The following is a 15,567-nucleotide window of genomic DNA, read 5'->3' on the forward strand; positions in this document are numbered from 1 at the left end:
CCCAGCCTGTGAACACCTTCACGATTTAGGGGTCAATGCTGGCGGTTCGTAAAAACTAGAAACATCCATAAGGGCACTCTCATGAACAAATTGCTTTCCCTCGCAGTAGCCGCCGCGCTTTCGCTGGGTAGCGTGGCATCGGCACAGGCTGTGGAAATCACCGGGGCGGTCGGCGCCACCAGCCAGAGCGGCATGACCTACCGCATCGGTGCCGGCTGGAACTGGGACAAGAGCTGGTGGCAGAGCTCCACCGGCCGTCTGACCGGTTACTGGGATGCAGGCTACACCTACTGGGAAGGTGACAATGGGCGCTCTTCCGACCAGCATTCGCTGTCCTTCGCCCCGGTGTTCGTCTACGAATTCGGCCAGGGCCAGGTGAAGCCCTTCGTCGAGGCCGGTATCGGCGTCTCGGTCTTCTCCAGCACCAAGGTCGGCGAGCAGGACCTGGGTTCGGCCTTCAATTTCGAAGACCGTATCGGCCTGGGCCTGAAGATCGGCGATACCCAGCGCGTCGGCATCCGTGCGACCCACTATTCCAACGCTGGCATCAAGCAGCCCAACGATGGCATCGAGTCCTATGCGCTGTTCTACAGCCATACCCTCTGATCCAGGGCTGATATGAAAAAAGCCGGACCTAGTCCGGCTTTTTCGTCTCCGTCTTGCGCGCCATGCCGCGGTAGGCGGCCAGGGCGCGCTGGCGACTTTCGCCCAGGTCCACCAGCGGCGTGAGATAGCGGCCCCCGGGGGTGTGCACGGCCTTGCCCTTGAGCTCGGCCAGCTCCGGTATCCAGGTCCGCACATAGTCGCCCCGGGCATCGATCTTGAGCGCCTGGGTATGGGGATTGAACACCCGGAAATAGGGCACCGAATCGGTACCGGTGGAGGCGCTCCACTGCCAGCCGCCGTTGTTGGAGGCCAAGTCGCCGTCGATAAGGTGCTGCATAAACCAGCGTTCACCTTCACGCCAGTCGATCAACAGATTCTTGCACAGGAACATGGCGGTCAGCATGCGCATGCGATTGTGCATCCAGCCGGTCTGCAGGAGCTGGCGCATGGCGGCATCGATGATGGGAATCCCGGTGCGTCCCTGTTGCCAGGCGTCAAGGCCTTCGGGATCGTCGCGCCAGGGCAGGGCGGTCAGGTCCCGGTTGAATGGCTGATGCCGTGAAACCCAAGGATAGCCCACCAGTACGTGGCGATAGAATTCGCGCCAGAGCAACTCGGTGATCCAGGTGGCCGCACCCTGGCTGCCGCCGCTGAGCAGGCCGTCGTTGGCCCGGACCGCTGCCTGCAGGCACTGGCGGGGTGTCAGTACCCCGGCGTTGAGGTAGGCGGACAACTGGCTGGTACCGGGTTCCGAGGGAATGTCCCGCGCCTGGTGATAGTCTTCCAGGTCGTCGTGGATAAAGGCCTGCAGACGTTGCAGGGCGGCCTCTTCACCGGCCGGCCACAGCTGTTTCACCTCGGCCGGGATGGCCGCGAAGCCGGCGACCGAGGTGGGCAGGTCATCCGCCTGGACCAGGTTTTTCTTCTGCTTGTTGGGAGCGGGCAGGAGCGTTGGCAGACTGGTTTCGAGGCGCGCCAGGCAGGTCTTCCTGAACTGGCCGAAGACCTTGAAATAGCCACCGCTCTTGGTCAGCACCGTACCCGGCGCGAACAGCGTCTGGTCCAGATAGCGATGGGTCGTCAGCCCCGCCGCTTCGAAGGCTTCAGCCACGGCGTCGTCGCGCGCGGCTTCGTTGACCCCGTATTCGTCATTGAAGTGCAGATGTTCGACGCCCAGCTCCCTGGCCAGTTCGAGCAATACCTGGGGTGCCTGTTCCCAGCGTTCGGCGCTGCGCACCAGCAGGGGGATACCGAGAGAGCCGAGTGTCTTGCCCAGTTCGGCGAGATTGCGCAGCCAGAAATCGACCTTGACCGCCGCCTCGTCATGTTCCTGCCACTGGGCAGGACTCAGCAGGAATACGGCCACCACCGGACCCTGTTCGGTGGCGGCGTGAAGAGCGGGATGGTCAAGGGTGCGCAGGTCGGTACGAAACCAGACGAGCTGACTCATGCATGGCGTTCCTGACGCAGCAATCCGGCACTCTGCAGGCGATCGAAGGCCTCGCCCGGACTGCGCGCCGGTGCGGCGTCGGCGGTCAGGGACTCGCCCAGGGCGCCCAGGGTCAGGCAGGGGCGGGCATGGCGGTTGGCAAAGGTCTGCAGCTGGCGACGCAGCTCTATGTCGGGCCGGCTGTCGCGGCAAAGCACCAACGCCCGAGGTTCCAACTGCTCGACCAGGCGATCCAGATTCCCTGCGGGAACCGACCACTCCACCACTTCGACAGGGCAGTCCGCGGCACTGATCAACCAGGCGCAGAGCCACAGCGACACGTTCATGGGTGTAGGGTCGAGATTGAGCAGTATCAGCGGTGCGCCACGCAGGCTGTGCTGGCTGTGGTAGATCCGCGCACCCAGCTTGCTGCGCAGCCAGGACTGGAAGAACACCTGTTGCAGGCGGCCATCGTCGGTAGCCTGGCTCAGGCGCTCCAGCTCCCGCAGCAGCGGCCAGAGCAACTGGTCCAGCAGCACCCGAGGCGGATAGAGCGAGGCAGCGCGATTGTAGGCCTCGTCCAGGGCCCTCGAAGCCAGCCGGCCGATGGCGTCCATCATCTCCTGGTGGATGCCCTGCCAGGGCGTATCGCTGGGTACCGCGGCGGGCCGCTGCTCATCGAGCAGGCCCTTGACCTGGCTGACCGCCACGCCGCGGGCGATCCAGGCGAGGATCTGCTGCACCCGGACCACGTGGGCCTCGCTGTACAGCCGATGGCCCTTGGGCGTGCGCTTCGGGACCAATAGGCCATAGCGACGTTCCCAGGCTCTCAGGGTCACGGCATTCACGCCCGTGCGCCGGGCGATTTCCCGGATGGGCAGCCAGCCCTCGTGTAGGGCGGACTGATAGTCCTGATCCTCGCCGAGTGGCGGCGATGGCAAGGGAGTGGCGCTAGATGGCATTTCGCAGACTCAGGCGTTCGGGGTGCGGTTGGAGATAGGCCTGCTCGTTCACATAACGATCCGGATGCTGGCGGAAGTGGTGCTTGAGCAGCGTCAGAGGCACCACCAGAGGGACGACGCCCTCGTGGTACTGCTCGATGAGCTGCTGCATTTCCTGCTTCTCGCTGTCGCTCAGGACCCGACGCAGATAACCGAATAAATGATAGAGCACATTGCAGTGAGTACCACGGGTAGCGCACTTTTTCAGTGCAGCCATCAGGCCACTGAAATACTCCTGACCCAGCTCGTCCAGATTGCGCTGGCCGATGCTGCCGACCAACTGGCCAAGCGCCCGGGCCCGGTGGGCATCATGGGCCATGAGCTGGTACTTGTAGCGCGAATGATAGGACAGCAGGGCACGTGCCGTCAGGCCTTGTTGCATGAGCTGCAGCCAATGAGCGTGAGCGAAGACGCGGGTGACGAAGTTTTCCCGCAGCACCGGATCGTTCAGGCGCCCGGCTTCTTCCACCGGCAAGTCCGGTCGTAGACGCATGATGGCGGCGGCGAACAGGCCGCGACCGTCGGTTTCGCTGCCCTGGCCATTGGCGTGATAGACCTTGACCCTTTCCATGCCACAGGAAGGCGATTTCTGCATGAAGATGAAGCCGGACAGGTCGGTGAGCTCTCCTGCCATCTTTTCCCCATAGCGGGTCAGGGCCGCGGTCACGTCCAGGCTGGGATCGAGGGTGCCCACGGCGCGCGGCGCCTGGGAGTCGCCTACCAGGCGGATGGGTTCGCGCGGCGTGCCGAGGCCGATGGCCATTTCCGGGCAGACCCGGACGAAATCGAAGTGCTCGGCGAAGGTCTGGCTGCAGAGCCGGGATTCCTTGTGTCCACCGTTGTAGCGGACTTCGTCACCCAACAGGCACGCACTGATACCCAGGCGCGGGCGGGGCAGGCTGGAAGATGAATTGGCAAGCATGGAGATCCCCTGTCGAGTATTTTCTTGTACAAGGCTTTCCTATTTGTACAAGTTTGGTGCAACTTTCGACAGGGGGCGGCGGCAAAAGATTCGCCACAGGTTACAGACGGCGTGCGCTTCGTCGCTTAATCCAGACTGCCCAGGAGCTGCTGCGCCGCCTCATGACCACTCAGCCAGGCACCTTCCACCCGACCGCTGGAGCACCAATCGCCACAGACGAAGACGCCCATGTCGGGGTCGCCCAGGGCGCCCCACTGGTGAGGTTGCGCAGGGCGCGCATAGAGCCAGCGATGGGCCAGGCTGAAGGTCGGCGCCGGCAGCGGACAGCCGATCAGCTCGGCGAAGGCACCGTGCAGGCGTTCGATCACCTCGTCCTTGGAGGCATCGAGGTGCGCCTTGCTCCAGGCGCTGGTGGCATGCAGGACCCAGGTGTCCAGGGTGGCGTCGCGTTCGGGTTTGCAGCGATTGCGCGCCAGCCAGTCCAGTTCGCTGTCCTGCACGAAGCAGCCTTCCACCGGAGTCTGCAGCGGCGTGGGGAAGGCCAGGGCCACCGACCAGGTCGGCTCCATGCTGACGCCAGCGACGGTAGCCGCCAGCTTGGGCACGCTGGAGAGCAGGGCGGTGGCCTGGGGCGCCGGCATGGCGATGACGACCTGGGCGAAGGGGCCGTGGGTCTCGCCGCTGGCGTCCAGCAGATGCCAGTGCTGGGCGCCGCGAAAGACCTCGGTGATGCGGCAGTCGAAGGTGACCGGCAGATCGGCCAGCAGGTGACGGGTGATGGCGCTCATGCGCGGCACCCCGACCCAGCGCGGCTGCTCGTCCTGGGAGGGACTCAGGCGCCCGTCGCGATACTGGTAGAGCACCGGGTTCCATTCGGCCGCGCAACCGGCGCGCCGCCACTCGTTGAGGGCGTCGATGAAGCGCCGGTCGCGGGCGGTGAAATACTGGGCGCCCAGGTCCAGGGCACCGGCTTCGCTTCTCTTGCTGGCCATGCGGCCGCCGCTGCCGCGGCTCTTGTCGAAGATCTGGACCTGCTGCCCGGCGCGAATCAGCGTCTGGGCCGCGGCAAGTCCGGCTATTCCTGCGCCAACGATGGCGATGGGGGCAGTCATGATGGACCTCGCTTGTCTGACGATTCGCCCTTGTCGAACGTTTACGCGCGCAAGGGCTCTACGGCTACGACTGGCAACCGTTCTGGATCTTTCGACCCACGACCATACCAAACAATCCTCTTCCCTTCGTTCAGATGCATACGGGCGGCAGGGCAATACGAGAAGGAAGTGACGACATGCATATCCTGCTGACAGGTGGCACCGGATTGATCGGCCGCGCGCTGTGCCGCCAATGGGCGGCTGCCGGGCACCAGCTCACCGTGCTCAGCCGCGACCCGGCGCGGGTGGCGCGCGAATGCGGACCCGGCGTGCGCGGCATCGCCCAGCTGGACGCGCTGGGCGACGAACATCTGGACGCGGTGGTCAACCTGGCCGGCGCGCCCATCGCCGACAAGCCCTGGACGCGCAGTCGCAAGGCCGAACTCTGGCAGAGCCGCATCGGCACCACCGAGCGGCTGATCGAGTGGCTGCGCGGGCGCCCGCAGAAACCCGCGGTCCTGCTCTCCGGCTCGGCTACCGGCTTCTATGGCGACAGCGGCGAAAAGCCGGTGAGCGAGGCGGACAGTCTGGCCGGCCCCGACTTCGCTGGCGAGCTGTGTCTGGCCTGGGAGCAGATCGCCAACGAGGCCGAGCAACTGGGCATTCGCGTGGTCAACCTGCGCACCGGCCTGGTACTGGCCGCCGACGACGGCTTCCTGCTGCGCCTGCTGCCGCCCTTCCGCTTCGGCCTGGGCGCGCGCCTGGGCAGCGGACGCCAATGGATGCCCTGGATTCATTTACAGGATCAAATCGGGGCCATCGATTTTCTTCTCAACCGAAGCGACGCCCAGGGTCCCTATAATCTCTGTGCCCCCCAGCCGGTCCGCAACCGCGAGTTCACCGAAGCGCTGGGGCGGGCCTTGCGGCGCCCGGCGCGATTGCTGATTCCCGCCTTCGCCCTGCGCCTGATGGGAGAGCTGTCCATCCTCCTGCTGGGTGGTCAGCGCGCCCGACCCGAGCGCCTGCTCGCGGCCGGGTATGTCTTTCGCTATCCCGAGCTGGACGCCGCCCTGGCCGACCTGCTCGCTGCCAAGGATTCACGATGACTACCAACGCTCTGCTGCTCGCCAACCTGGGTTCGCCCGATTCGCCCCACGTCCCCGACGTGAAGCGCTATCTGAACCAGTTCCTGATGGACCCCTATGTGGTCGATCTGCCCTGGCCGCTGCGCCGTCTGCTGGTGTCCCTGGTGCTGATCAAGCGACCCGCCGCCTCGGCCGAGGCCTATGAGTCGATCTGGTGGGACGACGGCTCGCCGCTGATCGTGCTCAGCCGCCGCCTGCAGGAGGCCGTGCGGCCCCTCTGGCGCCACGGTCCGGTGGAGTTGTGCATGAGATACGGCGAGCCCTCGGTGGAGTCGGTGCTCAAGCGCCTGGCCAGCCAGGGCATCCGCGAGGTGACCTATGCGCCGCTCTATCCGCAGTTCGCCGACAGCACCACCACCACCGCCATCGTCGAGGCACGGCGGGTGATCGAGGCCCACCAGCTGCCGCTGACGTTGAAGATCCTGCCGCCCTTCTACGACCGCCCGGAATACCAGGCGGCACTGGCGGCCAGCGTCGAACCCTATCTCGCGGAGCCCTACGACCACCTGCTGCTGTCCTTCCACGGCCTGCCCGAGCGGCACATCCGCAAGCTGGTCAAGGATCGCAGCCACGACCTGCGCGCGCCGGACAGCAGCAAGGTCACCGCCAAGGCCCTGGCCGTCTGCTATCGCAGCCAGTGCCAGCGCACCGCCGAGCTGGTGGCCCGGCGCTTGGGCATTCCCGATGGCAAGTGGTCGGTGTCCTTCCAGTCACGGCTGGGCAAGGACAAGTGGATCGAGCCCTACACCGAGGCGCGGCTGGACGAGCTGGCCAAGGCCGGCGTGAAGCGCCTGCTGGTGATGTGCCCGGCCTTTGTCGCCGACTGCATCGAGACGCTGGAAGAGATCGGCGATCGCGGGCGCGAGCAGTTCATCGAAGCCGGTGGCCGGGAGCTGGTGCTGATTCCCTGCGTCAACGACAACCCGGCTTGGGCGCAGGCGCTGGTGGCACTGTGCGAAGAGGTGGCGGAGCTGCCGCCGCAGCCGATCGAGCAACCCCGGATGCCGGCCTAGACCGGCATCCTGAGGCCACTCCCTAGAGCAGCGGACGCTCTGGGGGTTCGGCGTCCTTCTTCCAGGCGTTGTGCCCGGGCAGGACCAGGTTGAGGCCGATGGCGATCAGGCCGCAGAGGGAGATGCCCTTGAGGCCGATCTCGCCGTTGCCGAAGACGATGCCACCGATGCCGAACACCAGGGTCACCGAGACGATCACCAGGTTGCGCGCCTCGGACAGATCCACCTGGTGGCGGATCAGGATGTTCAGCCCCACCACCGCGATGGAGCCGAACAGCAGGCAGAGGATGCCGCCCATGACCGGCACCGGGATGGTCTGCAGCGCCGCGCCGAACTTGCCGACGAAGGCCAGCACCATGGCGAAGCCCGCCGCCCACAGCATGACCCGCGGATTGTGGTTCCTGGTCAGCATCACCGCGCCGGTCACCTCGGCGTAGGTGGTGTTGGGCGGTCCGCCGAACAGGCCGGCGGAGGAGGTGGCCAGGCCGTCACCCAGCAGGGTGCGGTGCAGACCGGGTTGCTTGAGGTAATTCTTGCCGGTCACCCCGCCCACCGCGATCACCCCGCCGACATGCTCGATGGCCGGCGCCAGGGCCACCGGGACCATGAACAGGATGGCGCCCCAATGGAATTCCGGTGCGACGAAGGCCGGGATCGCTAGCCACGGCGCAGCGCCGATGCCCTCGGTATGGACGATGCCGAAGACGAAGGCCAGCGCGTAGCCGACAAAGACCCCGGCGAGGATGGGCACCAGGCGGAACATGCCCTTGCCGTAGATGGCCACCAGCAGGGTGGTGACCAGCGCCGGCATGGAAATCATCATCGCCGTGGCATAGGGCACTAGCTGGGCGCTGCCGTCACCGGCCTTGCCCATGGCCATGTTGGCCGCCACCGGCGACAGGCCCAGGCCGATGGAGATGATCACCGGGGCGATCACCACCGGCGGCAGCAGGCGATCGATGAAGCCCACGCCACGCAGCTTCACCGCCAGCCCTAGGAAGGTGTAGACGAAGCCGGCCGCCACCACGCCGCCCAGCACCGCCGGCAGACCGAATTCGGCCTTGGCGGCGATGATCGGGGCGATGAAGGCAAAGCTCGACGCCAGGAACACCGGGACCTGACGGCCGGTTACCAGGTGGAACAGCAGGGTGCCGAAGCCTGCGGTGAAGAGGGCCACGTTGGGGTCCATGCCGGTGATCAGCGGCATCAGCACCAGGGCGCCAAAGGCCACGAAGAGCATCTGGGCGCCGACCAGGATCTCCCGCCAGAGCGGTTCCCGCGCGGTCATGCTCAGGCGTCCTTCTGCTTGGTGCCGAAGATCTTGTCACCGGCATCGCCCAGGCCTGGCAGGATGTAGCCATGCTCGTTGAGGCGCTCGTCGATGGAGGCGGTGTAGAGGCGCACGTCCGGATGGGCCTGCTCGACCGCAGCGATGCCCTCGGGCGCCGCGACCAGCACCAGGGCGCGGATTTCCTTGGCCCCGGCCTTCTTCAGCAGGTCGATGGTGGCGATCATGGAGCCGCCGGTGGCCAGCATGGGATCGATGATCATGGCCAGGCGCTGGTCCAGTTCACCGACCAGTTTTTCCAGGTAGGTGTGGGCCTGCAGGGTGGATTCGTTGCGGGCGAGGCCGACCACGCTGACCCGGGCGCTGGGGATCAGGCTGAGTACGCCGTCGAGCATGCCGATGCCAGCGCGCAGGATGGGCACCACGGTGACCTTCTTGCCGGAGATCTTTTCCACCTTGACGGTGCCGCACCAGCCCTCGATGTCCACCTCTTCCACCGGCAGGTCCTTGGTCGCCTCGTAGGTGAGCAGGGCACCGACTTCCTGGGCCAGTTCGCGGAAGTTCTTGGTACTGATGTCGGCGCGCCGCATCAGGCCGAGCTTGTGACGGATGAGCGGGTGGCGGATTTCGTGGACGGGCATGGGATTCTCCAGAGACGGTAGGGCAGCGGATCGAGGGCGGTTTCGGTACGACCGGCGGCCCGAAGGCCTGCCACAGGAAGGGCAGGCGCACAAAAAAACCGCGGTACATTAAAGCATCCGACTCGAGGTGGGCAGTACCCTGCGACAATAGTAGCCGTCTGGCGGCGCTTGAGATCGGTCTGCGGTGTCTGTACCTTTGCCGCCTTTTATCCGCGCCAACCATCAGTCAGGCGCCCCGTCCCCCGGAGAAGCCCCATGTCCGCCGATCTCGCCCACATCCGCCAGGTCATGCAGGAAGCCGATTGCCTGTATGACGAAGCCCAGGTCGAAGCGGCCATCGACCGGATCGCCGCGGCCATCACCGCCGATCTCGCCGAGCGCAATCCAGTGGTCTTCTGCGTCATGAATGGCGGCCTGATCCTGACCGGCAAGCTGGCCACCCGGCTGCATTTCCCGCTGGAAATGTCCTATCTGCACGCCACCCGCTATCGCAACGAGACCACCGGCGGCGAGCTGTTCTGGAAGGCCAAGCCCGAGGTGTCCTTCATCGATCGCGACGTCCTGATCGTCGACGACATCTTCGACGAGGGCCACACCCTCAAGGCCATCATCGACTTCTGCCGCCATGCCGGCGCCCGCGAAGTCCATACCGCGGTGCTGATCGACAAGACCCACGACCGCAAGGTCAAGGGCCTGCAAGCCACCTATGTCGGCCTGCCCTGCATCGATCGCTACATCTTCGGCTACGGCATGGACTACAAGGGCTACTGGCGCAACGCACCCGGCATCTACGCCGTGAAGGGGCTGTGACCGCGCGGCTGTTCGATCAGGCGCTGTTCGCCGACCTGCTCCGGCAGGCGGCGGCCAGTCCGCGCCGCCGTGCCCATCACAACCTGCACGCCATGGACGAGCCCTGCCACCGGCTGGTGGTGGGCATGTGCGAGGACAGCTACATCCCGCCCCATCGCCACATGGATCCGCGCAAGGCCGAGAGTCTGCTGGTGCTGCAGGGGCGGCTCGGGCTGCTGACCTTCAATGAAGAGGGGCAGGTGCTGCTGCGCCGCGAGTTGTCCCAGAGCGCTGGGTGCCCAGGTGTCGATCTCGCCCCCGGCCACTACCATGCGCTGGTCGCCCTAGAGGGCGATTGCCTATTCTTCGAATGCAAGGCCGGGCCCTTCGTGCCCCTGGGCGAGGGTGAGCGACCCGACTGGGCACCGCTGGAAGGCGCCGCCGATGCCGAGCGCTATTGCCGCTGGATGCGCGCTCAATTCGATTGAACTTTTGACCAAGGTCGCGGTATTGACTTGGCTTTGTCACTGGCGGGCAGGCGAAGGGCGGGGTTAGAATCGGTCCTCCTTTTCTCCAAAGAATCCCCCAGCACAGGTAGCCAAAGGATGCGCAAGGATAAAAAGCAGGTCATCGGTGAAGAGATCAGCGACGAGCAGATCAAGCTGTTCCTCGCTGTCGAGCCGGCGGACGATACCCCCGCGTCTCTGCACAAGCTGGTCAAGGCCTATCGTGGTCTGCGTCCGGACGATTTCGAGCGCTTCGTCGGCTTCTTCGTCGAGGCCGGCTACGATCTGGATGCCCGTAACGATCAGGGTGAAGACTTCATCGAGCTAATCCGCAGCCATCGTCAGGCCGAGCCCTATATCGACGCCCTGCGCGCCGCGCATGCCTGATCTGCCACGGGCAAAAAGAAACCCCGCCAAGGCGGGGTTTCTTTTTGCCTGGAGTTCGGGCCGCCTGAGCGGCCCGCACTTCATCAGGCTTCGCGGTTGCGGGTCAGCAGCGCGGGCTTCTCGCTGCGCGGCCGGCTCGGCAGGTCTTCCAACTGCTCCAGGGTCGGCAGGCGGTCGGCACGCGACGGCTTGTGCACGATCTTCGGTTGCGGCTTGCTCGATGCCCGCTCTTCCTGGGCATAGGCACGCGGCTCGCTGGGTGCGGCCTCGTAGGGGCGAGCGGCGCGGGGCTGGCCATTCTGGCCACGGCGCTTGCCGGGCTGCTGCTGTTGCTGGCCACGCTGGGCACGGGCAGCGCCCTGGCCCTGGCCTTGACCCTGACGGGGCTGCTGACCGTTGCTGCTCGCGGCCGCCGGACGGGCACCGTTGCCGCCGTTGCCACGGCGCTGGCCGTTGCGACCCTTGCCCTGGTAAGGGCTGACGTAGTCGACGCTGTTGCCGAAGTTGTCGTAATCGTCGTCCAGGAATTCTTCCGGATCGCGATTGCGCGGCTGCTGGGCCGCGGCCTGGCCGGGTTGCGCAGTGGCCTGACCGGCGTCGTCGCGATCACGGCGGTCGCGACGATTGCGGGTACGGCCCTTGCGCTCGCCCTGGGGCTGGGCACCGGACTGCTCGCCACTGGCGGCCTTGCCCTGGTTCTGGCCCTGGCCCTGATTCTGGCCTTTGCCTTCGCTGCGCGCCGGCTTATCGGCCTTCTTCTGGCGATTCTGCTGCGGCTTGCCACGCGGCTCGCGCGGGGCGCGCACTTCCGGCTGCTCCGGCGGTACGGACTGCGGATCGAAACCCTGCATGTCGCCGTCGGGGATGCTCTGCTTGGTCAGGCGCTCGATGGCCTTGAGCAGCTTCTCTTCGTCGGGCGAAACCAGGGAGATGGCTTCGCCGCTACGCCCGGCCCGACCGGTACGGCCGATGCGGTGCACATAGTCTTCCTCGACATTGGGCAGCTCGAAGTTGACCACGTGGGGCAACTGGTCGATGTCCAGGCCGCGGGCGGCGATGTCGGTGGCGACGAGAACGCGGACCTCGTTGCTCTTGAAGTCGGCCAGGGCCTTGGTGCGGGCGTTCTGGCTCTTGTTGCCATGGATCGGCGCGGCCGGCAGGCCGTGCTTGTTCAGGTACTCGGCCAGGCGGTTGGCGCCGTGCTTGGTGCGGGTGAACACCAGCACCTGTTCCCAGGCACCCAGGGTGATCAGGTGGGCGAGCAGGGCGCGCTTCTGATTGGCGGGGATGCGGAACAGCCGCTGCTCGATGCGCTCGACGGTGGTGTTCGGCGGGGTGACCTCGATCCGCTCGGGATCCTGCAGCAACTTGCCGGCGAGGTCGGTGATGTCCTTGGAGAAGGTGGCCGAGAACAGCAGGTTCTGGCGGCGGGCTGGCAGGCGGGCCAGGACCTTCTTGACGTCGTGAATGAAGCCCATGTCGAGCATGCGGTCGGCTTCGTCCAGCACCAGGATCTCGACGGCGGACAGATCGACGCTCTGCTGACCGGCGAGGTCCAGCAGACGACCCGGACAGGCGACGAGTACATCGACGCCCTTGGCCAGGGCGGTGACCTGCGGCTTGAGGCCGACGCCGCCGAAGACGCAGGCGCTGCGCATGGGCAGGTCACGGGCATAGACCTTGAAGCTGTCGTGGACCTGGGCCGCCAGTTCGCGGGTCGGCGTCAGGACCAGTACGCGCGGCTGCTTGGCCACATGCTGGCGGCCATCGGGATGACCATTGGGAAACAGGCGCTCGAGCACCGGCAGCGCGAAGCCACCGGTCTTGCCGGTGCCGGTCTGGGCAGCCACCATCAGATCGCGACCCTGCAGGACGGCCGGAATGGCGCGTTGCTGAACAGGGGTGGGATTCGTGTAGCCAGCGTCTTCCACGGCGCGGGCAAGGGCCTCGGAGAGACCGAGGGAAATGAAGGACATGCGGGGTTCCTGTCTCTGTCGGCGTCCCGCCGACGTGGGGGCGCGGTTGCGCTTCCGGTTGACGTCCGAAAGGTTTCGAACGTCTCGCCCGCCCTCGTCATCCTGCGCTGGATGAAGAGTCGGGCGATGACCGGTAGCGGTAATCACGATTGGGTGAAGTCGCCGCCAGTTCGCGTGGCCGACTTCAAAAACCGAGGTTTCGCCAGATGGCGATACACGGCTCCGCTTGGTTCAGGGTGTAGAAGTGCACACCGGGTGCCCCGCCTTCGAGCAGTCGCTCGCAGAGGGCGGTCATGACTTCTTCGCCAAAGGCCTGGATGCTCTGGGTGTCGTCACCGTAGGCTTCCAGTTGCTTCCGCAGCCAGCGTGGCAGTTCAGCGCCACAGGCATCGGAGAAGCGCGCCAACTTGCTGTAGTTGGTGATCGGCATGATGCCAGGGATCACTGGGGCTTCGACTCCCAGTTTGCGGACACGTTCCACAAAATGGAAGTAGCAGTCGGCGTTGAAGAAGTACTGGGTGACCGCGCGGTCAGCACCGGCCTGCATCTTGTACACGAAATTGCGCACGTCGTCCGTAAAGCTGCGCGCCTGCGGATGGGTTTCCGGATAGGCGGCGACCTCGATATGGAAGTGATCGCCGGTTTCTTCGCGGATGAAGGCGACCAGATCGCTGGCATAACGCAGTTCGCCACCACCGGACAGGCCCATGCCGGACGGCAGGTCGCCGCGCAGGGCGACGATGCGGTTGATGCCGGCTTCCCGGTACTGCTGCAGCAGTTCGCGCAGCTTGGCCTTGCTGTCGCCGACGCAGGACAGGTGCGGCGCGGTCGGTACCCCGACCTCGTCGTTGAGCTGGCGCACGGTGCGATAGGTGCCATCGCGGGTGGAGCCGCCGGCGCCATAGGTGCAGGAAAAGAACTCCGGCCCATGACTCGCCAGCTGCCGCGCGGTGGCGATCAGCTTCTCGTGGCCCGCTTCGGTCTTGCAGGGAAAGAATTCGAAACTCAGACTGGGTTTCACGGCGTCTCTCTCGTGAGCGGCCCCGCCCTGGCGGGCGGGGCTGGCCATCAGTAGCGGTAGCTGTCGGGCTTGAAGGGGCCTTCCTGGGTCACGCCGATGTACTTGGCCTGCGCCTCGGTCAGGCGGGTCACCACGCCACCGAAGCCCTTCACCATTTCCAGCGCCACTTCTTCGTCGAGCTTCTTGGGCAGGACCATGACGGTGACGTTGGCGGTCTTCTCGGCGACCGGCAGATCGGCGAACTTCTCCTGGTACAGGTGGATCTGTGCCAGCACCTGGTTGGCGAAGGAGCCGTCCATGATGCGGCTGGGGTGGCCGGTGGCGTTGCCCAGGTTCACCAGGCGGCCTTCGGCCAGCAGGATCAGGTAGTCGTCGTTGGCCGGATCGACGGTCAGGCCGGTGCGGTGGATCTTGTGCACCTGCGGCTTAACTTCTTCCCAGCCCCAGTGCTGGCGCATGAAGGCGGTGTCGATCTCGTTGTCGAAGTGACCGATGTTGCACACCAGGGCGCGTTTCTTCAGGGCCTTGAGCATGTTGGCGTCACAGACGTTGACGTTGCCGGTGGTGGTGACGATCAGGTCGATCTTGCCCAGCAGAGCGCGATCCACGGAGGCTTCGGTGCCGTCGTTCAGGCCGTCGACATAGGGCGAGACCAGCTCGTAGCCGTCCATGCAGGCCTGCATGGCGCAGATCGGGTCGACTTCCGAGACCTTGACGATCATGCCTTCCTGGCGTAGCGAGGCGGCCGAGCCCTTGCCCACGTCGCCGTAGCCGATCACCAGCGCCTGCTTGCCGGAGAGCAGGTGGTCGGTGGCGCGCTTGATGGCGTCGTTGAGGCTGTGGCGGCAGCCGTACTTGTTGTCGTTCTTGCTCTTGGTGACCGAGTCGTTGACGTTGATCGCCGGGACCTTGAGGGTGCCGTCCTTGAGCATGTCCAGCAGACGATGCACGCCGGTGGTGGTCTCTTCGGTGATGCCGTGCACGCGCTCCAGCACCTGCGGATACTTGTCGTGCAGGATCTGGGTCAGGTCACCGCCGTCGTCCAGCACCATGTTGGCGTCCCAGGGCTGGCCATCCTTGAGGATGGTCTGCTCGATGCACCACTCGTATTCGGCTTCGGTCTCGCCCTTCCAGGCGAACACCGGGATGCCGGCGGCGGCGATGGCGGCTGCGGCCTGGTCCTGGGTGGAGAAGATGTTGCAGCTCGACCAGCGCACTTCGGCGCCCAGGGCCACCAGGGTCTCGATGAGCACGGCGGTCTGGATGGTCATGTGGATGCAGCCGAGGATCTTGGCGCCAGCCAGGGGTTGCTCGCCGGCGTACTTGCGTCTCAGGCCCATGAGGGCGGGCATTTCCGATTCGGCGATGATGACTTCGCGACGACCCCAGTCGGCCAGGGAGATGTCGGCGACCTTGAAATCGTTGAAAGCGGCAGGCGTGAGGACAGCGCTCATTGAAGAGTCTCCATTCGTTAGGTGCGAATGGGCGCCGTTGATGCGTTCTGATAACGCTCCGCTCGAGCCTGACAACGTCTGGCGTCATGCCCGCCGAGGGTCCCGCGCCAGCGGCGGGTCGGCTAGGATGGGATAACGCAGCGTGCTGCAGCGCCCCTCGAACGGAAGGCGGGGCGGCCTGGTGGCCGCGATGCGCGGGCAGTATAACGAGGATCGCGATAAACCCAAAGGGTGGCGCTCTGCCTCATGTCGACCGGAATCTACCGCGCGCACCCTGATCTGATGCCTTAAGACCCTG

General features: G+C 65.6%; 15 protein-coding genes and 1 riboswitch. Of the genes, 6 read left to right on the plus strand and 9 right to left on the minus strand.

Annotation, left to right across the window (positions count from 1 at the left end; translation table 11 throughout):
* Nucleotides 1–81 precede the first annotated feature (81 nt).
* Complete coding sequence (locus EC839_RS10220) at nt 82–606, plus strand: acyloxyacyl hydrolase (protein ID WP_007161562.1); 525 nt, start codon at nt 82–84, stop codon at nt 604–606.
* Between the two features lie 28 nt (nt 607–634).
* On the opposite strand, the gene EC839_RS10225 is transcribed toward EC839_RS10220, so the two are convergent.
* The 4 genes from EC839_RS10225 to EC839_RS10240 all read right to left on the minus strand — a co-directional run bounded on the left by EC839_RS10225 (nt 635) and on the right by EC839_RS10240 (nt 5,181).
* Entirely contained in the window at nt 635–2,056 is a 1,422-nt protein-coding gene (locus EC839_RS10225; protein ID WP_007161563.1) for a deoxyribodipyrimidine photo-lyase, read from the minus strand.
* Nucleotides 2,053–2,976, minus strand: a complete 924-nt coding sequence (locus EC839_RS10230) for a MerR family transcriptional regulator (protein WP_007161564.1) — start codon at nt 2,974–2,976, stop codon at nt 2,053–2,055. Before EC839_RS10230 ends, EC839_RS10225 begins: the two co-directional genes overlap by 4 nt.
* A 10-nt stretch (nt 2,977–2,986) precedes the next feature.
* A complete protein-coding gene (locus EC839_RS10235) occupies nt 2,987–3,958 on the minus strand; it encodes a DUF523 and DUF1722 domain-containing protein (RefSeq protein ID WP_007161565.1) in 972 nt (323 codons plus the stop codon).
* A 125-nt stretch (nt 3,959–4,083) separates the two neighbouring features.
* Complete coding sequence (locus EC839_RS10240) at nt 4,084–5,181, minus strand: NAD(P)/FAD-dependent oxidoreductase (protein WP_132832533.1); 1,098 nt, start codon at nt 5,179–5,181, stop codon at nt 4,084–4,086.
* Between the two features lie 65 nt (nt 5,182–5,246).
* On the opposite strand from EC839_RS10240, the gene EC839_RS10245 reads away from it, so the two are divergent.
* Nucleotides 5,247–6,155: a TIGR01777 family oxidoreductase gene (locus EC839_RS10245; RefSeq protein ID WP_007161567.1), complete on the plus strand. Its 909-nt coding sequence runs from the start codon at nt 5,247–5,249 to the stop codon at nt 6,153–6,155.
* Nucleotides 6,152–7,207: a ferrochelatase gene (locus EC839_RS10250; RefSeq protein ID WP_007161568.1), complete on the plus strand. Its 1,056-nt coding sequence runs from the start codon at nt 6,152–6,154 to the stop codon at nt 7,205–7,207. The genes EC839_RS10245 and EC839_RS10250 overlap by 4 nt, the downstream gene beginning before the upstream one ends.
* A 22-nt stretch (nt 7,208–7,229) precedes the next feature.
* Here EC839_RS10250 and EC839_RS10255 read toward each other — a convergent pair whose 3' ends face one another.
* Nucleotides 7,230–8,495 (minus strand): uracil-xanthine permease family protein, encoded by a 1,266-nt coding sequence (locus EC839_RS10255; RefSeq protein ID WP_007161569.1) that lies wholly within the window; start codon nt 8,493–8,495, stop codon nt 7,230–7,232.
* A 2-nt stretch (nt 8,496–8,497) separates the two neighbouring features.
* Complete coding sequence (gene upp / locus EC839_RS10260; protein WP_007161570.1) at nt 8,498–9,136, minus strand: uracil phosphoribosyltransferase; 639 nt, start codon at nt 9,134–9,136, stop codon at nt 8,498–8,500.
* A gap of 255 nt (nt 9,137–9,391) precedes the next feature.
* Here upp and EC839_RS10265 point away from each other — a divergent pair, with 255 nt between their 5' ends.
* The 3 genes from EC839_RS10265 (at nt 9,392) to EC839_RS10275 (ending at nt 10,818) form a co-directional block, all read left to right on the plus strand.
* Nucleotides 9,392–9,946 carry a hypoxanthine-guanine phosphoribosyltransferase gene (locus EC839_RS10265; protein ID WP_007161571.1) on the plus strand — a complete coding sequence of 185 codons (555 nt, stop codon included), beginning with the start codon at nt 9,392–9,394 and terminating at the stop codon, nt 9,944–9,946.
* Entirely contained in the window at nt 9,943–10,413 is a 471-nt protein-coding gene (locus tag EC839_RS10270) for a WbuC family cupin fold metalloprotein (RefSeq protein WP_132832534.1), read from the plus strand. The genes EC839_RS10265 and EC839_RS10270 overlap by 4 nt, the downstream gene beginning before the upstream one ends.
* Before the next feature lie 117 nt (nt 10,414–10,530).
* Nucleotides 10,531–10,818, plus strand: a complete 288-nt coding sequence (locus EC839_RS10275; RefSeq protein WP_007161573.1) for a PA4642 family protein — start codon at nt 10,531–10,533, stop codon at nt 10,816–10,818.
* Between the two features lie 83 nt (nt 10,819–10,901).
* Here EC839_RS10275 and EC839_RS10280 read toward each other — a convergent pair whose 3' ends face one another.
* The 3 genes from EC839_RS10280 to ahcY all read right to left on the minus strand — a co-directional run bounded on the left by EC839_RS10280 (nt 10,902) and on the right by ahcY (nt 15,269).
* A complete protein-coding gene (locus tag EC839_RS10280; protein ID WP_007161574.1) occupies nt 10,902–12,794 on the minus strand; it encodes a DEAD/DEAH box helicase in 1,893 nt (630 codons plus the stop codon).
* Between the two features lie 184 nt (nt 12,795–12,978).
* Nucleotides 12,979–13,815, minus strand: a complete 837-nt coding sequence (gene metF, locus EC839_RS10285) for a methylenetetrahydrofolate reductase [NAD(P)H] (protein ID WP_007161575.1) — start codon at nt 13,813–13,815, stop codon at nt 12,979–12,981.
* 47 nt (nt 13,816–13,862) lie between these two features.
* Nucleotides 13,863–15,269: an adenosylhomocysteinase gene (gene ahcY, locus EC839_RS10290; protein WP_007161576.1), complete on the minus strand. Its 1,407-nt coding sequence runs from the start codon at nt 15,267–15,269 to the stop codon at nt 13,863–13,865.
* A 22-nt stretch (nt 15,270–15,291) separates the two neighbouring features.
* Nucleotides 15,292–15,434: riboswitch (S-adenosyl-L-homocysteine riboswitch) on the minus strand.
* Nucleotides 15,435–15,567 lie beyond the last annotated feature (133 nt).

The organism is Pseudomonas sp. JUb52, from assembly GCF_004341115.1.
In the GTDB taxonomy this organism is placed as follows: domain Bacteria; phylum Pseudomonadota; class Gammaproteobacteria; order Pseudomonadales; family Pseudomonadaceae; genus Chryseomonas; species Chryseomonas oryzihabitans.